Genomic DNA, 22,256 nt, shown 5'->3' with positions numbered 1-22,256 from the left:
CTGCGTCACGCAGTTGTCGGTCCTACCCTCCTACTCTCCTCCGGTCAATGTCACGTCCAGCGTCGCCGTGCGACCGGCGGCCACCGTGACCATCCGGTCCAGCACCACCGGCGCGCGTTCGTGCCACACCCGTACGTGGTACGTGCCGACCGGCAATCCGCGGATGGCGAACCGCCCACGCCGGTCGGTGACGGCGAAATACGGATTGGCAAATACGGCCACGTAGCCGCGCGCGAACGAATGCCGGACACCTTCCACCTGCACCAACCCGGGACGGGCGGCGATCCGGGCGCTCGGCACCACTTCCCACCGGTCCACGGTCAGCATCCGGGTGAGAAGTTTGCCGTCGAGCGCGTTCACGAACCGCGTGTGGTGCACCGCGTCGTCGCGGCTCGCGAAGTCGATCGTCGTGCCGGCAACCAGTGCCAACACGCGAGGCGAGTACTGGCAGCGTATGATGGCCAATGCGGCCCGGCGCGTGACGGGCGGGGCCAATCCTCGACGCACGTTGCTCACCCACACCAGCGCGTTGCCGAGCCCGTGGCCGTCGGTCTCGATCGAGCCGTCGTGTACAACGCGCCCGCACGCCGCGGTGTCGTCGGTATCGGACAGCGTGATGTCGCGGCGTGGACGTGTACTGTCCATGGACACCACGCCGCGAATCGTCCCGGGATCGCGCACCGTGACCACCTCGTAGGGCGGGTGGGCGGCGATCGCACGCGCCACCGCGCCCAACGAATCCACGACGATCGCGGCCGCGGCGGTCCCCGCGGCGACGGGGGCGCCCGCGGCATCGCGCCTGCACGAGGCAACGGAGATCGATGCGAGCACCAGCAGGAGCGGAATCCCGGTAGCGGCCGCACGCCCTGCCATCGCGCCACGGCCGCTCATCAGACGGCCAGCATCTCCTGCTGCACCTCGGCTGGTGTGACCACGGCACGCCCCGGAAGCAGATAGATGTTCACTTCGCTGCGCACGCCGATCTCGCCGGGTATGTAGATGCCCGGTTCGATCGAGAACGCCACGCCGTCCATCACCCGGCGGTCCTCGTGCGTCTCGAGGTTATCCATGTTGGGCCCCGAGCCGTGCAGCTCTCGCGGATCGATGGAGTGTCCAGTGCGGTGCGTGAAGTATTGCCCGAAGCCGCGTTCGGTGATCACGCGTCGTGCCGCGTCGTCCACCTCGGCGCCGAGGAGTGGCCGGCCGGCGGCCTGACGCTCCTTGACCAGTGCGATGGCGGCATCGCGCGCGTCACGCACGGCCGTCCACACCTCGTTCGCGCGCGGGGACGGAGCGCCCACGGTGCCCATCCACGTCTGGTCGGCCCAGACGCCGCCGTCGGGCTCGTGCGCCCAGAGGTCGATGAGCAGCAGGTCGCCTTGGCGAATGAGCGCCGAGACGGCCGCTGTGGGCTCGTAGTGCGGATTGGCGGCGTTGGCGCCCACCGAGACGTTGGGCCCATGGTCGGTCTCGACGTTGGCAGCTCGAAACTGCGACAGGATCCACTGCATCAGCTCGTACTCCGTCAGCGGCTTGGGCGAGCGAGCGCGCTGCCCCGCCATCTGCATCGCTTGGTGCGCGATGCGGGCAATGATCTCGGCAGCGCGCTCGTGCGAGGCCACGTGGGCGGGGGTCCAGGCGGCGTAGAACCGCGTGACCAGCGGCCCCGATGAGACCACTTCCGCACCGGCCGCGCGCACCAACTCGAGCACGCCGGCTGGCACGCGGTCAAGATAGGGCACGGCGTCGCCAGGGGAATATTCCATGGCCACGCGCTTGCCCTTGACCAGGCGCGCCAGGTGTTCGTCCAGCGAGCGCCACGAAGCGTACACCTCACGCTTCCATTCAGCGGGCCATCTGGCCCAGGGCCCCTGCTCGATGGCGTGGGTGATGGCGACCGGCGTGCCCTGGCGCGGAATGAAGGCGAACACCCGGCGCGAGACGAGCCCGGTGAGTCCGAGGAGGCCGCCGGCGATCGGATTCGACCCGTGAAAGTCGAACAACAGCCAGCCGTCGAGATTGGCGTCGCTGATCGCGCGCTGGAGCGCGGGAAGGTTATCGGGATTCAGCATGGAGTCGCGTGCGAAGATGGTGGTTGGAACGAACGTTGACTTGTGCGTTGACCGTCCGACCGTCTGCCAGTCAGAACGTCCGACGGCCCTTCACGCAGCCGACCTGTCCACGGAGCGCCAGTCGGCACGCCATTCGCACGTGCCTTCCCCACGCCCTTCGCATCGTACATGATCGACAGAGCCGACGCTACCGATGAGAAGTCGCAACAGTTCCCGCAGGGCCGATTCGTAGTAGGCGCAGCCGACGCTGCCCGGGGCCGAGCCGAGCGTTACCGACCGGGGCACTTCGAGCAGCACGTAGCCCCCGACGCGGCGCGCGGTGCCGTTGAAGCAGCGCGCCGAGAGCCGTCGCGCACGGCGCAGCGCCCAGGGGCGGGCGATGAACGACGGGAGTAATCGCAACAACCGCCGCGTGACCGGCGAAAGGGTCATGTACGACTCGCGCGCCAGATAGCGGCCGGCCGCGCGGAACACGGCTTCGGCGTCGGGACGGCGTCCGATGAGCTTGGCCAGCGCCATCGCGTCGTCGTGCGGCGTGCGCTGGCGGCGGCGTACCGCTTCGGTGTAGCGCTTGATCTGGGAATAGACGGTGTCGCTGAGCCCCAGCCGCTTGTTGCGCAGTTCGGCGACGTATTCGGCGTCGAGATCGCCCGGCGTGTCCACGTCGCGGACCGCCTCGAGCAGACTCAGGGGGAGCAGGGCGTCAACAGTGGCGAGCATGCAGTGGGTTGAGGACCGCGTGCGAAGCTAGCGGCCGGGTGGACGCGCAACAAGCGACGAACGACGCGTGGGACGGCGCGCGTTCGACCCGCGCGCCGTCCTTCAATCTATGCGCTTGCCCGCGCCCCAGTGGGACATCCAGATTGCGACTCGCCACGTGTGCGTGCCGTCACCATCCTCTTGCGCCAACATGCCAGGAATTCCTCGACTCGTGAGCGGGCTCGTCGTCGCGGTGGCGATCGCGACGCTGGCTCGGCGCGCGCGCCTGCTGTCGACGTCTGGAGGCGTGGCGGCGACCCTCGTGGGCACCGCCGCGGTGGCGGCCGGATGGGACTGGGGCGCGATGCTCATCGCTTTCTTCCTTACCTCGTCACTGCTCTCGCGCGTCGGGCGGCAGACAAAGGTGGCGGCATCGGCCGGGATGCTCGGCAAGGGCGACCAACGCGACGCGGTACAAGTGCTGGCCAACGGCGCGTTGTTCGCGCTCGCCGCGGTAGGATTCGCAGCCGTGCCATCCCTCACCTGGCAGGCGTTTGGCGGGGGCGCGCTGGCCGCTGCCACCTCCGACACTTGGTCCACCGAAATCGGAATGCTCGCCCCACGGCCACCGCGGTCGATCGTGACGCTGCAGCCCGTATCCCCCGGAGCGTCGGGAGGGGTCACCCTGCTCGGGCTGTTCGGCGGCGTCCTCGGAGCCGCCTTTGTCGAGATGACAGCCGTGCTCCTGCGCTGGCCTTGGCAGGCGGCCGGTGCCGCGCTCGCCGGTGGGATTGTCGGCTCGCTGGCCGACTCGCTGCTGGGCGCGCTCGTCCAGCAGCGACGGTGGTGCGACCGGTGCGGCAAGGAGACGGAGCGCCGCGTCCACGTCTGTGGCGCCCCGACACGGGTGGTGGGCGGACTCCCCTGGCTGGACAACGACGGGGTGAACGTGATCTGCGCGCTGGCCGGCGGCGCCGTGGCCGTCCTGGTCGTGGGACGCCTGTGAGCGGCATCGATGTCATCGTCGTTGGCGGAGGCCCCGCCGGCGCCAGTACGGCATATGGACTGGCGCGCAGCGGGGCGCGGGTGGCAGTGCTCGACCGCGCGCGGTTCCCCCGTCCCAAGCCGTGCGCCGAATATCTCAGTCCGCAGGCGTCGCGCGTGCTGTCCGAGATGGGGGTACTCGACGCGGTGGAAGGCGGCGGCGCCGCGCAGTTGGCCGGGATGATCGTGCGGGCGCCCAACGGGGCGTGCATTCGCGGCCGATTCCTGGCCCGGCACGGCTTCCGCGCGTTTCGTGACCGCGGACTGTCCCTGCCCCGCGAGGTGCTGGACCCGATCCTGCTCGACGCGGCGCGGCGGGCGGGCGCCGAGGTTCATGAGGGGGTGCGGGTGGTCGATCTGGCCCGCGACCGGAGAGGCCGGGTAGCCGGCGTGGTGGTGCTCGGCGCGGGTGGTCAGCGTCGCACACTGTACGCCCGGCTGGTGGTCGGTGCCGACGGGCTCAATTCGGTGGTCGCGCAACGGCTCGGGCTGGCTCGGCGATGGCCGTGGCCGCGGCGTCTTGCGCTCGTGGCGCACTTCCGAGACGTGGAAGGCATCACCGAGTTCGGCGAGATGCACGTGGCGCGCGACGGCTACGTTGGGTTGGCCGACGTAGGCGGCGGGCTGGTGAACGTGTCAGCTGTATTCCCGCAGGCGGCGGGCCGCGCGATCGCGGCCGATCCGGCGGCGTTCTTCGAGGGGTGGTTGGCGCGGCAGCCACAACTCGCGCCGCGGTTCGCCGGGGCACGGCGCGTGGAGGCGGTGCGCGCCGTCGGTCCGTTCGCGTCGCACGCCCGGCGGTCGTGGGCACCGGGAGCGCTGCTGGTGGGCGACGCGGCCGATTTCTTCGACCCGTTCACCGGCGAGGGGATCTACACGGCGCTGCGTGGCGGGGAGCTGGCGGCCCTCCACGCGCGGGCCGCGCTCGACGCCACGACCACTGGCGCGGCCGACGCGGCGCTGGCCGCCTACCACCGGGCCCGGCGGCGGGAGTTCGGCGGCAAGTGGGTGGTGGAGCGGGTGATCGCCGTCGTGATCGCCAAGGCGCCGCTGATCAACCGGGCGGCCCGCTGCTGCGAGGCCCACCCCGACATGGCCGACCTGCTGGTGGGCGTGGCCGGCGATTTCGTGCCGCCGCGCCGGGTCATGCGCCCCTCGTTTCTACTCACCCTATTCGCCCGCCCTCTTCCCGCCGCGCGCGCGGCCGGCCCCGCATGACCATCGATCAGGATATGTTCCGCGCCGTCCTCGGCCGGTTCGCGTCGGGCGTCACCATTCTCACGACGCGCGATGCCGGCGGCCGCGACCACGGCATGACCGTGAGCGCCTTCTGTTCGGTGAGCCTCGATCCGCCGCTCGTGCTCGCCTGCGTGGATCGCGCGGCCAAGATGCACGGCCTGCTGATGACCCTGGAGCACGTTGGCATTAGCATTCTTGCCTCAGCGCAGGAGGCGCTATCCCGGCGGTTTGCCGAGCTGGAGTCCGACCGGTTCGACGGACTGGGGTACGCGCGCGGCGAGACCGGGGTGGTGCTGTTCGAGGACGCGCTGGCGCACCTGGAATGCCGAGTCCGCGAGCGCCATCCGGCCGGCGACCACACCGTGATCGTGTGCGAGGTGGATCGCGCCGGCGTCCGGCCCGACCGCCCCCTGCTCTACTATCGCGGCGGCTATGCGCAGTTGGAGCGCTGATGCCGTTCCCCGCTCCGGCGCGACGCCGGGGATTTGAATATCTCGACGACCCCGCCGTCCCGGCGGCGGTGCGCGAACGCTCGCTGCGCGACGTGGTGCGCTCCAACACGCTGTTCGGGGGTGCGCGCGCACTGCTGCGTGAGCTGGCGCGGGTGCTCCCGGCCGGCGGCGCGGACGCCACCCTGCTCGACGTTGGTACCGGGCTGGGCGACCTGCCGCGGCGGGCCCGACGCCTGGCCGAACGGCGCGGCGTGCGGCTCACCACGTTCGGCTGCGACGCTTCCGAGTCGCTCATCGGCGCCGCACGGCCCTCGCTGATCCACTGCGCGTGCGGCGATGCGCTTGCCCTTTCGTTCGCCACGCACAGTGTTGACATCGTGACCTGTTCGCAACTGCTCCACCACTTCGAGCACCACGACGGCGTGCGGCTGATCCGCGAATTGCATCGCGTGGCCCGCCGCGCGGTGATCGTGAGTGACCTGAGGCGCAGTTGGGTGGCCGCAGGTGGATTCTGGCTGGCGAGTTTTCCGCTGGGGTTCCACCCCATCACGCGGCACGATGGCGTTGCGTCGGTGCTGCGCGGATTCACCGCGGCCGAGTTGGCCGCGCTGGTGTGCGACGCAACGGGACGGGCGCCCGCCGTCCGGCGGCACCCCGGATACCGGCTCACCGCGCGCTGGAGCGTGCCAGGATCCGCCCCATGATCGATCGCGTGCGCGATCCGTTCGATCTCGGGCCCATGCCGCCCGCCGCGCGGATGATGACGGTGGATCAACGGCACGTGACGGCCCCGCTGGGCGTGATCTTCGCGTTGGCACGCGACGTCGCGCGCTGGCCCGAACTGCTCGCGCACTATCGCCGGGTGTCCTTCGTGGAGCGCGCCGCCGACGGTGGCGGTGTGGTGATCATGGAAGCCGTGCGACCGTTCGGGGTGTTCGATTGGCCCACCCGCTGGACGTCGGAAATGCAGGTGTCGCCCGGTACGAGCGCGCCGCCATGGATCCGTTTCCGCCACATCCGGGGGGTCACGCGGGGGATGGAAGTACTGTGGGCTTTTCGCGTGAGGGACGGCGGCACCACGGTGACGATCGTGCATTTGTGGAACGGCCCGGCCTGGCCGGTGATTGGTGAGTTCGCGGCCTGCCGGGTGATCGGGCCTGTGTTCGTGCACGGCATCGCGTCGCGCACGTTGGCCGGCCTGGCCCGCGTGGCCGAGCGATCGGCCTGAATGTCCAACGGGAGCGCGGCATGACCGAAGCCAGGCGGGTCGTCATCACGGGTATCGGACCCATCACGCCCATCGGCATCACGCACGAGGGGCTCTGGGCCGGGCTGCTGCGCCAGCAGAGCGCCGTGCGCACGATCACGCGGTTCGACCCCGGGATGTTCCACAGCCAGAACGCGGCCGAGATCGACGACTTCCACGCCGACGACTTCATCGAGCACCGCCGGGCGCGGCGGCTCGATCGGTTCGGCCACTTCTCCGTGGCCGCGGCGCGGCTGGCCGCTGGCGACGCGCGGCTCGACCTCCCTGCAGAGAACCGGGAGCGGATCGGCGCCATGATGGGCTCGGCGCTGGGAGGCGTGGCCTTCGCCGAGCAGCAGGTGCGCGTGGCCATGCAGGAGGGGATCAGGGCCGTGGATCCGTCGCTCGCCCTCACGGTGTTCGGCGGCGCATCGAGCTGCAATATCGCGATCGATCTCGGGGTCCAGGGCCCCAACAGCACCAACGCCATGAGCTGTGCATCGGGCACGATCGCCATCGGCCAGGCGTTCCGCGCCATTCGCGACGACGAAGCGGACGTGATGTTTGCCGGCGCCTCCGAGGCCCCGCTGGCGCCGTTGTGCTTTGGCGCGTTCGCCATTATCCGCGCGATGTCCACCCGGAACGACGATCCGGCACGCGCGTCGCGTCCGTTCGACCGGGGGCGCGATGGGTTCGTGATGGGTGAGGGCGCGTGCGTCCTGGTGCTCGAGGAGCGATCGCGCGCCATCGCCCGCGGCGCGCCCGTGTACGCCGAGGTGCTGGGATTCGGCTTTTCCAACGACGCCCACCACATGACGGCGCCGCGCCCCGATGGATCACAGGCCGCACGGTCCATGCGCCTGGCGCTCGCCCAAGGGCACGTGGCGCCGCATGAGGTGGCCTACGTGAATGCGCACGGCAGTTCCACGCCCCTCAATGATCCCGTCGAGACATCGGCCATCAAACAGGTGTTCGGCGACCACGCCGCCCGCCTGCAGGTGAGCAGCACCAAGGCGTACTATGGCCACGCCCTCGGCGCCTCGGGGGCGATCGAGATCGCGATTGCCGCGCTCGCCGTACAGCGCGGATGGCTGCCACCCACCCTCAATCTCGAGTCGCCCGACGAAGGATGCGACCTCGACTACATCCCCAACGAGGGGCGCACGGCGCGCGCCGACTGTGCGCTGAGCAATTCGTTCGGATTCGGCGGGATCAACGCTGCGATCGTCCTGCGACGGGCCGATTGACGGCGCGGGGCTGGACGCTGGACGCTACGCGCCGCGGCGCGTAGCGTTGTCAGCGACGGACGGTGTCTCTTTCTCCTTGCCGGAGCTTCGCAGCATGCAGGATCTCAAGCGGCCCATCGTGGCCGAGTTCATCGGGACGTTCGCGCTCGTGTTCATCGGCGGTGCGACCATCATGAACGGCTACGTGGCGAATGCCGCCGTGCCGCTCATCGACGTGGCGATCGCCTACGGACTCACCATGGCCCTGCTCGTGTCGGCGACGATGCGCGTATCGGGGCACCTCAATCCGGCGGTCACGATCGGCTTCGCCGTCACCCGGCGGCTGAGCCTTCCCGCCACGGCCGTCTACATCGTGTCGCAGTGCGCGGGTGCGGTCGTGGCCGCCCTCGCCCTCAAGGCGCTGTTCCCCGCCACCGTGGCCCAGGCTGCCCGGCTGGGCGGTGAGTGGGTGGCGGGGAACGTGAGTACGCTGCACGCCATTGGATTCGAAGCGATCGCGACCTTCTTCCTCGTGTTCGTCGTGTTCGGCACCGTCGTCGATCCCAAGGCCCCGAAGGTGGGAGGCTTCGCCGTCGGCCTCACGGTGTGCGCCGACGTGCTCGCCATCGGCCCGCTCACGGGGGCGTCGATGAATCCGGCACGGGCATTCGGGCCGGCGCTGGTGAGCGGCGTGTTCGAAGGACATCTCATCTACTGGATCGGTCCCATCCTGGGCGGCGTGGCGGCCGGGCTGATCTACGACTGGGTGTTCCTGCGCGACGACCCTGCGGCGGCGGCCTGACCGCGCGACGATGACGAGCCCTGGTCAGCCCGGCTCGGTGCAGGCACTGGAGCGCGAGCGGGAGCGCGTGGTGACGCTGCTGTCGCGGCAGTTCGCCAGCGACAATCTGTCGATCGAGGAACTCGAAACACGCCTCGAGTTGGTGTACCGCGCGGACTCGGTGGCCGAGATTCGCGCGTTGGCCTCGGACCTGCCGGATCTCGATGCAACCCGCGGCCCACCGGCGCTGCGGCCCGCGCCGGCGCCGTCGCAGCGGGTCCGCACGCGCATGCTCTCGCTGCTCAGCAGCCGGGTGCGCCGCGGCGTGTGGATTCCGCCCCAGGAGCTGGACCTCGTGGCGGTGATGTCGGACACCCATCTCGACCTGCACGAGGCGCAACTGTCGGCCGGCGTCACGGAGATCTGCGTCAAGGCGACCTTCGCGGCGGTGCGGATCACCGTGCCACCCCACGTGCATGTGGTCACCGAGACGACGCCGATCCTGGCGTCGGTGAGCCATCGGAGCCGCTCCGAGGGCGGGGTGCCGCCAGCCGGCGCACCGGTGCTGCGTATCACCGGATGGGCGCTGATGTCAGACGTGTCGGTGCGCACGCGCGAGCGGGATGCGTGAACTTGATCAGGAGGGTAGGAGAGTGGGCGGGGAGGAGAGTGGACGACCACGGTGTTCGCCATTGTCCCTCCTACCCTCCTACTTCAATCAACGGAAAAGCCCCGCAATCCAGGCCAGCGTGTCGAGAGCGGCCGGAAAGAGCGTGAGCCCCACCGAGCACGCGAGCCCGTGGCGAAAGAGTGCCGGGCAGGTGCGACACGGTGGCGACGACGCCGAGGGCGGCCAGGCCCGCCCCGCCCACGACGAGGTTGTAACCGAGCCGCCGGTCACCGCGGCCCGGGCGCACGCAGGCCTTCACGATCTGGTCAGCGCGTCACGGCCCGACGGTCAGGTACGCATCGTCGTACTGCGCGATTGACCGTACGATCAGCCGCATCGCCTCTTCGCTCTTTCCCCACCCCACGATCTCGACCTTCTTGCCTTCCAGTTCCTTGTAGCTCACGAAGAACTGCGCCACTTCCCTCAGCATATGCTGCGGAATGTCGGCGATGTCGAAGGAATCCTGTGAGTACGGATCGTGCAGCGGTACGGCGAGGATCTTGTCGTCCGGTTCGCCCCTGTCGACCATGTGCAGCACGCCGATTGGCCGCACGTCGATGATGCAGCCCGGAAAGGTCTCTTCCTTCAGCAGCACGAGCACGTCCATTGGATCGCCGTCGTCGTGCAGCGTGCGGGGGATGAACCCGTACTCTGCCGGATAGTGCACCGCCGAATAGAGCACACGGTCGAGCTTGATGAGCCCCGTGGACTTGTCCAGTTCGTACTTGTTGCGGCTGCCCTGCGGAATCTCGATCACCGCCGTCACGGCTTCCGGCGGATTGGCCCCGGGCGGCAGGTCGCGCCACAGGTTCATCATGGCGCGAGGCCTCGGCGCGCCAGCACCTGCGCCGCCTCGACGGCGAAGTACGTGATCAGGATGTCGGCGCCCGCACGACGGATGCCGAGCAGTGAGTCCATCATCGCGCCCTCCCCGTCGATCCACCCGCGCTCGGCCGCCGCCTTGATCATGCTGAACTCGCCGCTCACCTGGTACGCGGCGAGTGGATAGCCGGTGGCGTCCTTCACCCGCCGGATGATGTCGAGGAACGGGCCAGCCGGCTTCACCATCACGAGATCGGCGCCCTCGGCGATGTCGAGTTCGACCTCCCGCAACGCCTCGTCGGCGTTGGCGGCGTCCATCTGATAGCCGCGGCGGTCGCCGAACTGCGGCGCAGATTCGGCGGCGTCGCGAAACGGCCCGTAGAACGGACCGGCGAACTTGGCGGCGTAGCTGAGAATCGGCGTGTGCGCGAAGCCCGCGTCGTCGAGCGCGCCGCGGATGGCGGCCACGCGACCATCCATCATGTCGCTCGGCGCTACGATGTCGGCGCCGGCCCGGGCGTGCGACACGGCCTCGCGCGCCAGCAGATCGAGGGTGGCGTCGTTGTCCACCTCGCCGTTGGTGATCACCCCGCAGTGGCCGTGGTCGGTGTATTCGCACATGCACACGTCGGTGATCACGACGAGATCGGGCAGTTCGCGTTTGAGGGCGCGCACGGCTTCCTGCACCGGCCCGTGCTCGTCCCAGGCGCTGGTGCCGGTGGCGTCCTTGTGCTCGGGAATGCCGAACAGGAGCACGCCGCCCACGCCGGCCTTGGCTGCGGTGGCAGCGTCGCGCACCAGTTCGTCCACCGACAACTGGAACACGCCGGGCATGGATGCGATCGGCACGCGGGTCTGCTTACCCGGACGGGCGAACATCGGCAGCACGAACTGCGACGCCGAGAGGTGCGTCTCGCGCACGAGACGGCGGAGCGCGGCGGTGCGGCGCAGCCGCCGCGGACGATAGTCGGGAAATCCTGGCATATGGCGACCCTGCGTGCTGGCCCGGGCGGATTCCCCGCCGGAGGCGTCCAGCGTGGAATCTACTCCGGTTGTGGCGATGGGATATGCTGTGCGCGCCGCAGCCCTGCGAGGATCTCCGTGGCGCCCTGACCGCGCAGTTGGTTGGCCAGCCGCACACCGCTCAACTCCGGATCGCGTTCGTCGAGCGCGATCTCGCCGCGCACGATCCGCACGCCTTCGAGATCGGCAATCAGTCCGTGCAGGACATAGCCGCCATCGCGCGGCATGACCAGCGCGCCGATCGGCACCTGGCATCCGCCTTCGAGCGCACCCAGGAACGCGCGCTCGGCTCGCACGTCGGTCATCGTGCGGGCGTCGTTGAGCGCCGCGGTGGTCTCGCGCATGCGCGCGTCGTCCCCGCGAATCTGGATGGCGATGGCGCCCTGGCCCGGGGCCGGCAGCCAGTCCGGCGCATCGAGTGTGGCCGTGATGCGCTGCGATACGCCCAGGCGGTGCAATCCGGCAGCGGCGAGAATGGCGGCGTGGACCACGCCGGTGTCAACCTTCTTGACGCGGGTCGGCACGTTGCCGCGAAGCTCGACGATATCCAGGTCCTTGCGCCGCGCCGCCAGTTGCGCGCGGCGCCGCAGGCTGGACGTTCCGACACGCGACCCGCGCGGCAGTTCGTCGAGCGATTCGGCCTCGATCACGTCGCTGATCACGAGCACGTCCCGCGGATCCTCGCGCGCCAGCACGGCGCCGACGGCCAGTCCGTCGGGCGATTCAGTAGGGAGGTCTTTGAGGGAGTGCACGCAGCAGTCCACTTTGCCACGGCCCAGCGCGTGCTCCAGTTCCTTGGTGAACAGCCCCTTGGCGCCGATGGCGCTGAGCGGCTCGTCGAGCTTCTTGTCCCCGACCGTCTTGAAGGTCACCAACTCGGCGGCGTGGCCGCGGGCCTCGAGCATCGCCTTGACCAGATTCGCCTGGTACAGGGCCAGATCCGACGAGCGGGTGGCGATGCGGATCGGATTATCAGAGGTCATGAAATCATCGTTCAGGGGTGTGCTGCAATGTAGCCCCGTCTAACGCACGACGGCCACCACGGCCTGGACGAGTCCGTCGAGCGTGGACGGGTCCGCTTCTGCGCGCACCTCCAGTCCCAATTCGCGGACAACGGCCGACGTGGCGGGGCCGATCGTCGCGATGGCGGCACGGGCCGCGGCGTCGGCGCCGACGGCGTGCACGAAGGCGCTGGCCGACGAGCCCGCGGTGAAGGTCACGACGTCGATCTGCCCGCCGAGCAACCGCTCGCGGAGCGCCGCCGCTCCCTCGACGTCCGGTACCGAGCGGTAAAGCGGCACCACATCCACCGTTGCGCCCAACTCGCGCAACCCCACGGGCAGCACCTCCCGCGCTCCGCGCGCCACGAGGTAGAGCACGCGCGTCCCGCGCACGTCGTCGCGGTCACGCAGGGCTTCGAGCAACCCCTCGGCCACGAACCGGGTCGGGGTCACCGCCACCGGCACGCCAAGCGCTTCCAGCGCCGCCGCGGTGGACGGTCCCACGGCGGCCACGCGGAGGCGGGCGAGGGCGTCGAGCCCTCGGCCGGCCTGCCCCAGTAGCTGCCAGAAGCAGCGGACGGCATTCTGGCTGGTGAACACCAGCCAGTGGTAATCGGCGAGGTGGGCGATCGCGGCCATCGCGGGAGTGGGGTCAAGCAACTCCACGCGTGTGGCCGGCATCTCGACCACCTCGGCCCCCAGTGCGGCGAGCGGACGGCTCAGCGCGGCGGCCTGATTGGCGGCGCGCGTGACGACCACGCGAGTGCCCGAGAGCACCTGCGATCCGGATGCGTTGGTGCGCCGGCTTGCGGGGTTCGTCATGCGGCAATCCTGGGTCGTTGCGATCTCAGCGCCGATCTGGAAGATAGCCCGCCGCTCGAGCGGCGGCACGCCCGCCTCGCCGCCTCGAACCTTGCCCCCGCCCCGCCCAATTCGCAGTATCCACTGTTCTTCCGCTTGCCCGCTCCATTCCCCCGCGCCGTACGCACCGCCGTCGTTTCTCCTTTCGGCCCTTCTCATGTCAGACATCGACACCCTGCTTCAAGAACACCGAAAATTCCCCCCACCGGCCTCGTTCAGAGCAACGGCCGTTGTGTCCGACCCGGCGATCTACGACAAGGCGGCGCAGGACATCCCGGCGTACTGGGCACAGGAAGCGCGGGCGCTGGAGTGGATCGAGCCGTTCGACAGCGTGCTCGAGTGGAAGCCTCCGCACGCCAAATGGTTCCAGGGCGGCAAGCTGAATGCATCGGTGAACTGCGTGGACCGCCACGTGCGTGGCGCGCGCCGCAACAAGGCCGCCCTGGTCTGGGAGGGCGAGCCCGGCGACCGGCGCACCCTCACGTACTGGGATCTCTACGTGGAGGTCAACAAGTTCGCCAACGTCTTGCGGTCACTCGGCGTCAAACGCGGCGACCGCGTGGCGATCTACCTGCCGATGATTCCCGAGGCGGTGATCTCGATGCTCGCCTGTGCGCGGATCGGCGCGCCGCACTCGGTGGTGTTCGGGGGCTTCTCGCCCGAGTCGCTACGCGACCGGATCAACGACGCCCAGTGCAAGGTGCTGATCACCGCCGACGGCGGCTATCGTCGCGGCGCGGTCGTGCCGCTCAAGCGCAACTGCGACAAGGCGCTCGAGGAGACGCCGTCGATCCAGAACGTGATCGTGGTGCAACGGCGCCCGGGCGCCGGCGGCGATGAGGCGTTCGCCGACATGAAGGAGGGGCGCGACCACTGGTGGCACCGGCTCATGCGCCCGGCCAGCCAGTGGTGCGAGCCCGAAGCGATGGACGCCGAGGACGTGTTGTACATCCTCTACACGTCGGGCACCACGGGGAAGCCCAAGGGCATCGTGCACACGACGGGCGGCTACCTGGTGGGGTGCACGACGACGACCCGGGAAGTATTCGATCTGAAGGAGGAGGACGTCTTCTGGTGCACCGCCGACGTGGGCTGGGTCACGGGACACTCGTATCTTACCTACGGCCCGCTCTCCAATGGCGCGACGTGCGTGATGTACGAAGGGGCGCCGGATTGGCCCGAGAAGGACCGCTTCTGGGAGATCTGCGAGAAGTACGGCGTCACCATCCTGTACACGGCTCCCACCGCGATCCGCGCGTTCATGAAATGGGGCGCGCAGCACCCGGCCAAGCACGATCTGTCGCAGCTGCGCTTGCTGGGGTCGGTGGGCGAGCCGATCAATCCCGAAGCGTGGATGTGGTATCACAGGGTGATCGGCGGCGAGCGCTGTCCGATCGTGGACACGTGGTGGCAGACCGAGACCGGCGCCATCGTGATCTCGCCGCTGCCCGGCATCACTGCCACGCAGCCCGGGAGCGCCACCCAGCCGCTCCCCGGGTACGCCGCCGCCTTGCTCGACGCCGCCGGCAAGCAGCTGCCGCTGGGCGGCGGGCTGCTGGCGCTCACCTACCCTTGGCCGTCGATGCTCCGCACCATCTGGGGCGACGACGAACGATATGTGAATACATATTTCTCCAAGTGGCCGGGGCGCCCCGATCTGTACTTTCCGGGCGACGGCGTGAAGCTCGACGCCGAGGGGTACTACGTGATCCTCGGCCGCGTGGACGATGTGCTCAACGTGGCAGGCCACCGCATCGGGACCATGGAGGTGGAGTCGGCGCTCGTCGAGCATCCCGCGGTGGCGGAGGCCGCCGTCGTCGGCAAGGCGCACGAGATGAAGGGGCAGGCGCTGGCCGCGTTCGTGACGCTACGCGAGGGATTCAAGCCATCACCGGCGCTGCACGACGAGCTGCGCGAGTTCGTGGGCGAGAAGATCGGGGCCATCGCCAAGCCCGACGACGTGCTGTTCTCGGCGGATCTGCCCAAGACGCGATCGGGGAAGATCATGCGCCGGCTGTTGCGCGACATCGCCGAAGGACGGGCGCTCGGCGATACGACGACTTTGGCGGATCCGGCCGTGGTGGCCAAGCTCAAGGAACAGTACGAGGCGACGGAGAGTTGACAATCCCCGGCCATTCCGGCAGGCGAGTACCGCCTCTTACCCTCCTGCCCCCAACATCCGCTCCAATCGCCCCCTGACATCCGGCCACTCCTCGGCGATCACGCTGTCGTACACCGAGTCGCGGATGCGCCCGCCCTGCACCACCATATGACTTCTCAGAATTCCTTCCTGCTTGGCGCCGAGTCGCAGGATGGCCCGGCGGGAGCGTTCGTTCAGCACGTCCGTCTTGAATTCCACCCGGAGGCACCCCAGGGTCTCGAAGGCGTGGCGCATCATCAGATACTTCGCCTCCGTGTTCACCGCCGTGCGCAGCCAGGGGAGTCCCACCGACGTCCAACCGATCCTCACGTTCAGGGGCGAGCCCCACGGCGCACAGCGCGTCGAGGTGGTCCATGGTCATGGGCTCCAGGCGCACGTGCATGCCGCGGAGAGTGACAGGAGCGACGTGCATCGACCGAGAGTACGAGGGGAGGGTAGGTGAGTGGGAACGCAGGAGGGTAGGCCGAGACACACGGTCATCGGCCTTACCGCCCTCCCGCCCTGTCGTCTTACTGCGTCGAAGTCGTCGCGTTCCCGTTCAACGCGTCCTTGATCGGCAGTTTCCGCACGCGCACACCCGTCGCCGCGAAGATCGCGCTGAGGAGGGCCGGCGCAAATGGAGGCACGCCCGGTTCGCCCACGCCGGTGGGCAACTCGTGATTCTCCACCAGATACACCTCCACCGGCGGCATCTCGTTCATGCGCGCCACTTTGTAGTCGGTGAAATTGCTCTGCTGCACGGCGCCGTCCTTCACCGTGATCTCGCCGTATACCGCGGCGCTCAGCGCCCACCCCACGGCGCTCTCCACCTGTGCGACCACGGTGTCGGGGTTGATCAACTGGCCGCAATCGAACGCGCACACCACGCGCGTCACCTTCACCTTGCCATTCGCCGGCACCTCGGCCTCGACGACCTGCGCCACCAGCGTGCCATCGTAGTCGTAGAACGCGAATCCGCGTCCACGGCCCTTGGGCAGCGGCGTGCCCCACCCGGCCTTGTCGGCCGCCAGCTGCACCACGTGCGCCGCCCGCGGATTCTCCTGGAGCATCGCCAGGCGGTACTGCACCGGGTCCTTGCGCGCCGCGTGCGCGCATTCGTCCATGAAGGCTTCCATGCAGTATCCATCCTGCGAATTGGCCACCGAGCGCCAGAACCAGATCGGCACCGGGCTCGACACGAGCACCATCTCCAACTTGTAGTTGGCAATGGCGTAGGGCGGCGCTTTGGCCGAGTCGAAATGGCGGCCGCCTGCCCGTCCCGGAAACGCGTACGCCTCGAGCGACGGACCGACCACGCGGTCCTCCCAACTCACGAGGTTGCCCTGGGCGTCGATCACCGCGCGCATACGCTGGATGCCGTCCACCCGGTAGAAGTCGTGCTGGATGTCCTCCTCGCGCGACCAGATCACCTTGACCGGCCGCCCAGCCGCCTTCGAGAGTTCCACCGCCTCGATGGCATAGTCGGTCTGCGAGCGGCGGCCGAATCCGCCGCCGAGGAAGGTGCAGTGCACGATCACCGAATCGGGCGACACCTTGAGGAACTGCGCCACACCGGTCCGGATGCTGTCGGGCGATTGCGACGGAGCCCAGATCTCCACGCCGTCGGCGCGCACGTCGGCGGTGCAGTTCATGGGCTCCATGCATGCGTGCGCGAGCAGCGGGAATTCGTACACCGCCTCGACCAGCTGCTCGCCGGCACCGGCAGCCCGCACCGCGCCCTTGGTGCCCGTGACGTCGGCGGCGTCGTTGAGCCGGGCATGGTACTCGGCGTTGGCGGCGGCGGTGGAGTAGTGCGCATTCGGCCCCGGATCCCAGGTGATGGCCAGCGCGTCACGCGCCTTCATGGCCGTCCAGGTCGTATCGGCCAGCACCGCCACCCGCGCCGGCAGCATGCGTTCGACGGCGTCGAGCTTCACGACCTGGCGAACGCCGTCCATGGCGCGCGCCTTGGCGTCGTCCACGCTTTTGAGCGAGCCGCCGAACACCGGACAGCGAGCCACAGCCGCCACGAGCATGTTCTTCACCCCCACGTCGATCCCGAACTGTATCGTGCCGTCTACCTTGGCCGGAATGTCGAGCCGCGGTGTGGACTTGCCGATGATCCGGAAATCGGCCGGATCCTTGAGCGGCACGTCGCCCGTGGGAAGGGGCTGCCCGGCGGCCAGCGAGGCCAGGTCACCGTACGTGGCGCTGCGCTTGGACGGGCCGTGGGTCACCACGCTCGCGTTTGTCGTGCATTCCGATGCGGGCACGCCCCATCTGGCGGCCGCGGCCGCCACCAGCATGGCGCGCGCGGTGGCACCCGCTTTCCGGAGCGGCATGTACGAGGTGCGGGTGCTCGTGCTGCCGCCGGTACCGGTGTTGTACTTGCCGTTGGTGGGGGCGCGTTCGACGCGCACCTTGCTCCAATCGGCGTCGAGTTCCTCGGCCACGATCATCGGCATGGCCGTCCACACGCCCTGCCCCATCTCCGACTTGGCGGACTGGAGCGTGACCGTGCCATCGGGATCGACGCTGAGCCAGAGGTTCGGCGTCCAACCACCGGGGCCCGGTTCGCCCGGGGCCACCTTGGCGGTCAGCGCGTCGAGCGTGCTGAAGCCGAGCACGAGTGCCGCGCCGGTGCCGGCCGAGACGGCCACGAATTGGCGGCGACTGATCGTCCTGTTCTTCATTTCGCCCCCTCCCCGGCCGCGCGGTGGATGGCGCGGCGGATGCGTAGGTACGTGGCGCAGCGACAGATGTTGTCGCTCATGCCGTTGTCGATGTCGGCATCCGTCGGATGCGGGGTGGACGTGAGCAGCGCCGCCGCCGCCATCAGTTGCCCCGACTGACAGTACCCGCACTGCGGCACCTGCTCGTCGATCCAGGCCTGCTGCAGGCGGTGTCCGATGGGCGAGGCCGAGAGCGCCTCGATGGTCGTGATCCGGTGGCCCGCCGCGTCGGCCACGGTCCACTGGCACGACCGCGCAAAGTCGCCGTCGACGTGCACGGCGCAGGCGCAACAGGCACCCACGCCGCACCCGAACTTGGTGCCGGTCATCTGCAGTTGGTCGCGCAGCACCCAGAGCAACGGAGCGTCGGCCTCTGCCGACACCGTCTGCTTGGCGCCGTTCACGGTGAGCACGAAGGAAGGCATGGCATGCACTCCAGGGACGCCGCCGCGCGACGACGTCAACGAGAACCAAACACCGGCGCGCCGAGCGCGCGCCGGGACCGCTATTCGCGAACTACTGTGGTCGCTTGCGCGCGATAGTCAAGCAGGGCGACGACGAACAGGGCGGCCACAATCGCCGCCGAGCCCATGCACCACCGGCAGATGGCGTGAATGCGAAACAACTCGACGTAGATGAGCCAGGCCGTGAACAGCGCACCCCAGCCCGTGAGGCCGAGCAGGATCAGCGAAATGCGTCGGTCGTCGGACAGACGCTCCTGAGTGCCGGCGAAAGCCACGACGAACAGGGCCGCGTAGTACACCAGGCCCCACACGGCTACGTGGATGCCGAGCACCCGTGCCCAGCGACTGGACTGGACCAGCTCGCACGCACCCGTTCCACAGGCGAGCGTGCCGATGATCCCCAAATGGTGGAGGGTCAGATACGTGGCCAGGAGCACGCCGAACAGCGCGAGCACGGCCAGCACCATACGTCGGGTCATTTCTTCTCGGCGGCCTTCTTCGCGGCCAATGCTTGGTCCACCTGCGCCTTGAACTGGTCGTACGTCAGGTAGTTGGCGACGACGGTGTTCCCGAACACGAACGTGGGTGTGGCGTCGATGTGGCGGCGTTCCGCCTCGAGCTCATTGGCCTGGAGTTGCGCCTGATACTTCTTGGCGTTGATGCACGTCGTGTACTGATTCATGTCGAGGCCGATTCCCTTGGCGATTCCCGCGAGCACTTTGTCGGGGTTGTCGGTGGCCTCGGTGTTCCAGCTGTCCTGATACCGATAGATGGCGTCGTGCATCTGCCAGAACTTGCCCTGGTCGCCGGCGCACCAGGCGGCCCGGTGCGCGTTCCAGGTGTTGGCGTGCATCGGCAGGGGAAAGTCCATGTATCGAATGCGCACCACCCCTGAGTCGATCAGGTGCGTCCGGATGTCGGGTTCCGTGAGCGTGGCGAACTGGCTGCAGATCGGGCACTCGAAATCGGCGAACTCGATGACCTCGAGCTGGGCGCTGTCGCTTCCCTCGACGTGCCCCATCGCGGTCAGTTTGGGCAGAGTGCTGTCCCACTGGGATGCTCCGGCCTTGGGCTTCGCGGCGAGATAGGAGAGCGCGGCGATGCCTACCACCGCAATCACGCCGAGCAGGATGTAGAATCCGCGTGTCGCGGGCGAAGTCTTGCTCCGTTTCACCGGGTTCGGCTGCTTGCCGCCGCTCGCTCGCTGCTTCGCCATGTCGTCTCGTCGTCCTTGTTGGGTGGGCCGGTCATGCCTCGCGCGCTGCACATACGGGGCGTCTTGCCAAACCTAGACCGGGCCGCGCACCCCACGCAAGCAACCGCGGGCCGGCGGGTTAGGCCCCGTCGGGCGGCTCGAACGCTCCCGCCCCGGCGCGCGTAGAAAGCGTGAAGGGACGGGTCTGCACACCCCTGCCCCCTTCATTAGATTTAGAGTGTTTGGTTCGCTACCCATACCCTTCATCAGGTTAAATGGCTAAGAGCAATAATCGACGGAGCGGCCTTTCGGCGCCCGCGGCGCCCAATCCCTTTGAGGAAGCCCGCGACGAGCTGTTCCAGCATATCATCCGCTGTGGCGTGATCGGTTCCGCCCCGGAGCACCGGCAGGAGTGGTTCTCGGAGACCATGAAGTACATGGCCGATCGGTACCCCGAGTTGGCGGAGGCCGATGTCGAGCAACTGAAGACGCTCGGCGAGCGGTTCGCGCTGCCGCCCAAGACCAGACCGGCCACCGAAGAAGCCGGGGCCGCGAACGCGGCCTAGCAGTGGTTCACCGCTGACGGTCGACGGCGGATTCCGAGCCGTCAGCTATAGGTCATCGCCAGGTGGTGCGGGTGCGCCGGATCACGACGCCCAACCGCACCCCGCCGCCGAGTCCCAGTTGGTACGCGACGCGTACCCCATGGGTGATCGGCCCTTCGAGTTCCACCGCTCCGGCAAGATACGGCCGGACCTTGTCGCCGGCCTCGTCGCGCAGACTGACGCCGCCGGCCAGCGACAGGCCCCAGCGCTCCTGCCCGAACGGGTCGAGTAGCAGGCGCAGGAGCGCATCGGCCCGCGCCGTCCCGACCAGGCCGGATCCGCGACGGCGCGCACCTATCGCACCGTCGAGTTCCACGCGTTGGTAGTAGCCGGCGCCGAGATTCACGCCGCCGCCGAGCTGGACCGTGTACGGGGACGGCCCGAGCAGGTCGGCCCGGATCTCGGGCTGCGATGGGATCGCCTGCGCCAGCAGGCGCTCGCGGGGCAGCGCGAGCAACGCCAGCGCCAACCAGACGGCACGCGCCGCGATCCGCAGCCCGGTCACTGCACGCGCGCGCGCCAGAGCGCGAGCGTGTAGTCCACGACCGCCCACACCGACGCCGCGAACACCCCAGCGAGCAACGGCGTGACCCAGGCCGGTCGCAGGATGATCGCCGCGAACGTGCCCAGTTGCAGCACGGTCACCAGCTTGCCCAGGGGCCGCGCGCGGAATTCCACCGGGCGCAGCCAGGGAATGATGCGCGCCACCAGGAACCCCACCGCGGTCATCAGATCGCGGAAGATGATCACGAAGTAGCCCAGGGTGCCGATGGCGCCGGTGAACAGGAAGGTCGACACCGCGGTGAGCACGAACACGCGGTCGGCAATCGGGTCGAGTAGCGCGCCCCACCGGCTGGTCACCTGCGCGCGGCGGGCGATGTAGCCATCCAGGAAGTCGGTGGCAGCCGCGAGACCGATCAGCGTGATGCGAGTCTCCGTCGCATCGCTGCCCACGAACGCGCCCGCCATCACGAGCCGGGACAGGGAGATCCAGTTGGGTACATGTCGCAGGCCCCGCCGCGCGTGCATGGCCCTAAGCTAAGGAGCCTCGCCTTCGCTTGCCACTGCGTTCGGCGCAACCTACCTTGCCATTCCCGCCCACTTTCCCGAGGTCCGGATGCCGGATGTGGTCGCGCTCCTACGTCACGTGGCGATCTTCAGAGATCTCGACACTGCCGAACTCTCGGCCATCGCCGAGTTGTGCAAGGAGGAGACATTCGTCTCCGGGGAGTACATCTTCCACGAAGGCGAAGCAGGGAACCGGCTGTACCTGATCACCGACGGCGAGGTGCGAATCAGCCGCGACGTCCCGGGCAGCGGAGAGGAGGCCCTCGCCATCCTCAAGGCGGGCGCCGTGTTCGGCGAGATGGCGGTATTCGACCGGAGCGAGCGCTCCACGCACGCCATCTCCAACGGCGGCACCACGGCGCTCACGATCAACCGCCCCGACTTCGAGATGTTGATGGACTTCAATCGCGAGCTGGCCTACAAGGTCCTGTGGGCGGTGGTGCGCCTGCTCTCGACGCGCCTGCGCCAGACCAACGACTCGCTCCGGTCGTTCCTCGCGATGTCGATGTTCTGAGTGCGCGCCATGGCGTGCGCGGTCGGCTACCCCCACGAGGAATACCCACGGCATGTCAATCGTCTTCAAGACCGTCGGTCTGCTGATCCTGTCCAACACGTTCATGACGTTCGCCTGGTACGCCCACCTGCGGAACCTGTCCGACCGTAAGTGGTACGTAGCCGCGGTCATCAGCTGGTCGATCGCGTTCTTCGAATACATGTTCCAGGTGCCGGCCAACCGCATCGGCTACCAGACGCTCACCCTCGGCCAGCTGAAGATGATCCAGGAGATGGTGACGCTGTCGGTGTTCGTGCCGTTCGCCATCTTCTACATGAAGCAGCCACCGCGCCTGGACTTCTTGTGGGCCGGTCTCTGCATGGTGGGCGCTGCGTATTTCATGTTCCGCGCCGCGTGACGCGG

Annotated in this window: 26 protein-coding genes; 12 read left to right on the top strand and 14 right to left on the bottom strand. The window is 68.7% G+C overall.

Annotated features, from left to right (window positions below; all coding sequences use genetic code 11):
- Positions 1-30: 30 nt before the first annotated feature.
- The 3 genes from VNF92_09000 to VNF92_08990 form a co-directional block, all read right to left on the bottom strand.
- On the bottom strand, positions 31-873 hold the full coding sequence (locus tag VNF92_09000; GenBank protein HVA58015.1) for a carboxypeptidase regulatory-like domain-containing protein: 843 nt from the start codon (positions 871-873) through the stop codon (positions 31-33).
- 17 nt (positions 874-890) lie between these two features.
- The gene (locus tag VNF92_08995) at positions 891-2,072 is read right to left on the bottom strand and encodes a Xaa-Pro peptidase family protein (GenBank protein ID HVA58014.1); all 1,182 of its coding nucleotides are present in this window, start codon (positions 2,070-2,072) and stop codon (positions 891-893) included.
- Positions 2,073-2,162: 90 nt separating this feature from the next.
- Positions 2,163-2,792: a hypothetical protein gene (locus VNF92_08990; GenBank protein HVA58013.1), complete on the bottom strand. Its 630-nt coding sequence runs from the start codon at positions 2,790-2,792 to the stop codon at positions 2,163-2,165.
- Positions 2,793-2,982: 190 nt separating this feature from the next.
- Here VNF92_08990 and VNF92_08985 point away from each other — a divergent pair, with 190 nt between their 5' ends.
- From VNF92_08985 to VNF92_08950, 8 genes are all read left to right on the top strand, one after another.
- Positions 2,983-3,777, top strand: a complete 795-nt coding sequence (locus VNF92_08985; protein ID HVA58012.1) for a DUF92 domain-containing protein — start codon at positions 2,983-2,985, stop codon at positions 3,775-3,777.
- Entirely contained in the window at positions 3,774-5,033 is a 1,260-nt protein-coding gene (locus VNF92_08980) for a geranylgeranyl reductase family protein (GenBank protein HVA58011.1), read from the top strand. The genes VNF92_08985 and VNF92_08980 overlap by 4 nt, the downstream gene beginning before the upstream one ends.
- A complete protein-coding gene (locus tag VNF92_08975; protein ID HVA58010.1) occupies positions 5,030-5,506 on the top strand; it encodes a flavin reductase family protein in 477 nt (158 codons plus the stop codon). Before VNF92_08980 ends, VNF92_08975 begins: the two co-directional genes overlap by 4 nt.
- Positions 5,506-6,210, top strand: a complete 705-nt coding sequence (locus tag VNF92_08970; GenBank protein HVA58009.1) for a methyltransferase domain-containing protein — start codon at positions 5,506-5,508, stop codon at positions 6,208-6,210. Before VNF92_08975 ends, VNF92_08970 begins: the two co-directional genes overlap by 1 nt.
- A complete protein-coding gene (locus tag VNF92_08965) occupies positions 6,207-6,734 on the top strand; it encodes an SRPBCC family protein (GenBank protein HVA58008.1) in 528 nt (175 codons plus the stop codon). Before VNF92_08970 ends, VNF92_08965 begins: the two co-directional genes overlap by 4 nt.
- 20 nt (positions 6,735-6,754) lie before the next feature.
- On the top strand, positions 6,755-7,999 hold the full coding sequence (gene fabF / locus VNF92_08960) for a beta-ketoacyl-ACP synthase II (protein ID HVA58007.1): 1,245 nt from the start codon (positions 6,755-6,757) through the stop codon (positions 7,997-7,999).
- Positions 8,000-8,093: 94 nt separating this feature from the next.
- A complete protein-coding gene (locus tag VNF92_08955; GenBank protein ID HVA58006.1) occupies positions 8,094-8,780 on the top strand; it encodes an aquaporin in 687 nt (228 codons plus the stop codon).
- 10 nt (positions 8,781-8,790) lie between these two features.
- Complete coding sequence (locus tag VNF92_08950) at positions 8,791-9,390, top strand: DUF1707 domain-containing protein (GenBank protein ID HVA58005.1); 600 nt, start codon at positions 8,791-8,793, stop codon at positions 9,388-9,390.
- A 313-nt stretch (positions 9,391-9,703) separates the two neighbouring features.
- On the opposite strand, the gene VNF92_08945 is transcribed toward VNF92_08950, so the two are convergent.
- Genes VNF92_08945 through VNF92_08930 form a run of 4 tightly spaced genes read right to left on the bottom strand, consistent with a single transcriptional unit; the run spans position 9,704 to position 13,097 of the window.
- Positions 9,704-10,246, bottom strand: a complete 543-nt coding sequence (locus VNF92_08945; GenBank protein HVA58004.1) for an inorganic diphosphatase — start codon at positions 10,244-10,246, stop codon at positions 9,704-9,706.
- Positions 10,243-11,235: a porphobilinogen synthase gene (gene hemB / locus VNF92_08940; GenBank protein HVA58003.1), complete on the bottom strand. Its 993-nt coding sequence runs from the start codon at positions 11,233-11,235 to the stop codon at positions 10,243-10,245. Before hemB ends, VNF92_08945 begins: the two co-directional genes overlap by 4 nt.
- A gap of 59 nt (positions 11,236-11,294) precedes the next feature.
- Entirely contained in the window at positions 11,295-12,257 is a 963-nt protein-coding gene (hemC, locus tag VNF92_08935; GenBank protein HVA58002.1) for a hydroxymethylbilane synthase, read from the bottom strand.
- Between the two features lie 39 nt (positions 12,258-12,296).
- Entirely contained in the window at positions 12,297-13,097 is an 801-nt protein-coding gene (locus VNF92_08930; protein HVA58001.1) for a uroporphyrinogen-III synthase, read from the bottom strand.
- A gap of 196 nt (positions 13,098-13,293) precedes the next feature.
- Between VNF92_08930 and acs the strand changes: the two genes are divergently transcribed.
- On the top strand, positions 13,294-15,258 hold the full coding sequence (gene acs, locus VNF92_08925) for an acetate--CoA ligase (protein ID HVA58000.1): 1,965 nt from the start codon (positions 13,294-13,296) through the stop codon (positions 15,256-15,258).
- A 36-nt stretch (positions 15,259-15,294) separates the two neighbouring features.
- On the opposite strand, the gene VNF92_08920 is transcribed toward acs, so the two are convergent.
- The 5 genes from VNF92_08920 to VNF92_08900 form a co-directional block, all read right to left on the bottom strand.
- Entirely contained in the window at positions 15,295-15,606 is a 312-nt protein-coding gene (locus VNF92_08920; protein HVA57999.1) for a GNAT family protein, read from the bottom strand.
- Between the two features lie 200 nt (positions 15,607-15,806).
- The gene (locus VNF92_08915; protein HVA57998.1) at positions 15,807-17,969 is read right to left on the bottom strand and encodes a xanthine dehydrogenase family protein molybdopterin-binding subunit; all 2,163 of its coding nucleotides are present in this window, start codon (positions 17,967-17,969) and stop codon (positions 15,807-15,809) included.
- Complete coding sequence (locus VNF92_08910) at positions 17,966-18,433, bottom strand: (2Fe-2S)-binding protein (GenBank protein HVA57997.1); 468 nt, start codon at positions 18,431-18,433, stop codon at positions 17,966-17,968. The genes VNF92_08915 and VNF92_08910 overlap by 4 nt, the downstream gene beginning before the upstream one ends.
- A gap of 80 nt (positions 18,434-18,513) precedes the next feature.
- Positions 18,514-18,951 carry a vitamin K epoxide reductase family protein gene (locus tag VNF92_08905; GenBank protein HVA57996.1) on the bottom strand — a complete coding sequence of 146 codons (438 nt, stop codon included), beginning with the start codon at positions 18,949-18,951 and terminating at the stop codon, positions 18,514-18,516.
- The gene (locus tag VNF92_08900; GenBank protein HVA57995.1) at positions 18,948-19,688 is read right to left on the bottom strand and encodes a thioredoxin domain-containing protein; all 741 of its coding nucleotides are present in this window, start codon (positions 19,686-19,688) and stop codon (positions 18,948-18,950) included. Before VNF92_08900 ends, VNF92_08905 begins: the two co-directional genes overlap by 4 nt.
- Before the next feature lie 254 nt (positions 19,689-19,942).
- Here VNF92_08900 and VNF92_08895 point away from each other — a divergent pair, with 254 nt between their 5' ends.
- Positions 19,943-20,233: a hypothetical protein gene (locus VNF92_08895; GenBank protein ID HVA57994.1), complete on the top strand. Its 291-nt coding sequence runs from the start codon at positions 19,943-19,945 to the stop codon at positions 20,231-20,233.
- A 52-nt stretch (positions 20,234-20,285) separates the two neighbouring features.
- On the opposite strand, the gene VNF92_08890 is transcribed toward VNF92_08895, so the two are convergent.
- On the bottom strand, positions 20,286-20,777 hold the full coding sequence (locus VNF92_08890; GenBank protein HVA57993.1) for a hypothetical protein: 492 nt from the start codon (positions 20,775-20,777) through the stop codon (positions 20,286-20,288).
- Entirely contained in the window at positions 20,774-21,301 is a 528-nt protein-coding gene (locus VNF92_08885) for a CDP-alcohol phosphatidyltransferase family protein (protein ID HVA57992.1), read from the bottom strand. Before VNF92_08885 ends, VNF92_08890 begins: the two co-directional genes overlap by 4 nt.
- A gap of 88 nt (positions 21,302-21,389) precedes the next feature.
- Between VNF92_08885 and VNF92_08880 the strand changes: the two genes are divergently transcribed.
- Both VNF92_08880 and VNF92_08875 read left to right on the top strand, forming a co-directional pair.
- Complete coding sequence (locus tag VNF92_08880) at positions 21,390-21,854, top strand: cyclic nucleotide-binding domain-containing protein (GenBank protein ID HVA57991.1); 465 nt, start codon at positions 21,390-21,392, stop codon at positions 21,852-21,854.
- A gap of 52 nt (positions 21,855-21,906) precedes the next feature.
- Positions 21,907-22,251: a DMT family protein gene (locus VNF92_08875; protein HVA57990.1), complete on the top strand. Its 345-nt coding sequence runs from the start codon at positions 21,907-21,909 to the stop codon at positions 22,249-22,251.
- Positions 22,252-22,256: the final 5 nt, after the last annotated feature.

It is taken from the genome of Gemmatimonadaceae bacterium, assembly GCA_035533015.1.
Taxonomy (GTDB): domain Bacteria; phylum Gemmatimonadota; class Gemmatimonadetes; order Gemmatimonadales; family Gemmatimonadaceae; genus JAGWRI01.
The sequence above is the reverse complement of the archived record's forward strand: the minus strand, read 5'-3'. Positions and strand labels throughout refer to the sequence as shown.

What these genes read in the sequence shown, in the direction of transcription:
- VNF92_08910 (HVA57997.1), bottom strand. Translation starts at nt 18,433, where the DNA reads ATGCCTTCCTTCGTGCTCACCGTGAACGGCGCCAAGCAGACGGTGTCG.
- VNF92_09000 (HVA58015.1), bottom strand. Translation starts at nt 873, where the DNA reads ATGGCAGGGCGTGCGGCCGCTACCGGGATTCCGCTCCTGCTGGTGCTC.
- VNF92_08915 (HVA57998.1), bottom strand. Translation starts at nt 17,969, where the DNA reads ATGAAGAACAGGACGATCAGTCGCCGCCAATTCGTGGCCGTCTCGGCC.
- acs (HVA58000.1), top strand. Translation starts at nt 13,294, where the DNA reads ATGTCAGACATCGACACCCTGCTTCAAGAACACCGAAAATTCCCCCCA.
- VNF92_08995 (HVA58014.1), bottom strand. Translation starts at nt 2,072, where the DNA reads ATGCTGAATCCCGATAACCTTCCCGCGCTCCAGCGCGCGATCAGCGAC.
- VNF92_08965 (HVA58008.1), top strand. Translation starts at nt 6,207, where the DNA reads ATGATCGATCGCGTGCGCGATCCGTTCGATCTCGGGCCCATGCCGCCC.
- VNF92_08950 (HVA58005.1), top strand. Translation starts at nt 8,791, where the DNA reads ATGACGAGCCCTGGTCAGCCCGGCTCGGTGCAGGCACTGGAGCGCGAG.
- VNF92_08880 (HVA57991.1), top strand. Translation starts at nt 21,390, where the DNA reads ATGCCGGATGTGGTCGCGCTCCTACGTCACGTGGCGATCTTCAGAGAT.
- VNF92_08875 (HVA57990.1), top strand. Translation starts at nt 21,907, where the DNA reads ATGTCAATCGTCTTCAAGACCGTCGGTCTGCTGATCCTGTCCAACACG.
- hemC (HVA58002.1), bottom strand. Translation starts at nt 12,257, where the DNA reads ATGACCTCTGATAATCCGATCCGCATCGCCACCCGCTCGTCGGATCTG.
- VNF92_08990 (HVA58013.1), bottom strand. Translation starts at nt 2,792, where the DNA reads ATGCTCGCCACTGTTGACGCCCTGCTCCCCCTGAGTCTGCTCGAGGCG.
- VNF92_08895 (HVA57994.1), top strand. Translation starts at nt 19,943, where the DNA reads ATGGCTAAGAGCAATAATCGACGGAGCGGCCTTTCGGCGCCCGCGGCG.
- VNF92_08930 (HVA58001.1), bottom strand. Translation starts at nt 13,097, where the DNA reads ATGACGAACCCCGCAAGCCGGCGCACCAACGCATCCGGATCGCAGGTG.
- VNF92_08975 (HVA58010.1), top strand. Translation starts at nt 5,030, where the DNA reads ATGACCATCGATCAGGATATGTTCCGCGCCGTCCTCGGCCGGTTCGCG.
- VNF92_08945 (HVA58004.1), bottom strand. Translation starts at nt 10,246, where the DNA reads ATGATGAACCTGTGGCGCGACCTGCCGCCCGGGGCCAATCCGCCGGAA.
- VNF92_08885 (HVA57992.1), bottom strand. Translation starts at nt 21,301, where the DNA reads ATGCACGCGCGGCGGGGCCTGCGACATGTACCCAACTGGATCTCCCTG.
- VNF92_08985 (HVA58012.1), top strand. Translation starts at nt 2,983, where the DNA reads ATGCCAGGAATTCCTCGACTCGTGAGCGGGCTCGTCGTCGCGGTGGCG.
- VNF92_08905 (HVA57996.1), bottom strand. Translation starts at nt 18,951, where the DNA reads ATGACCCGACGTATGGTGCTGGCCGTGCTCGCGCTGTTCGGCGTGCTC.
- VNF92_08900 (HVA57995.1), bottom strand. Translation starts at nt 19,688, where the DNA reads ATGGCGAAGCAGCGAGCGAGCGGCGGCAAGCAGCCGAACCCGGTGAAA.
- VNF92_08955 (HVA58006.1), top strand. Translation starts at nt 8,094, where the DNA reads ATGCAGGATCTCAAGCGGCCCATCGTGGCCGAGTTCATCGGGACGTTC.
- fabF (HVA58007.1), top strand. Translation starts at nt 6,755, where the DNA reads ATGACCGAAGCCAGGCGGGTCGTCATCACGGGTATCGGACCCATCACG.
- VNF92_08970 (HVA58009.1), top strand. Translation starts at nt 5,506, where the DNA reads ATGCCGTTCCCCGCTCCGGCGCGACGCCGGGGATTTGAATATCTCGAC.
- hemB (HVA58003.1), bottom strand. Translation starts at nt 11,235, where the DNA reads ATGCCAGGATTTCCCGACTATCGTCCGCGGCGGCTGCGCCGCACCGCC.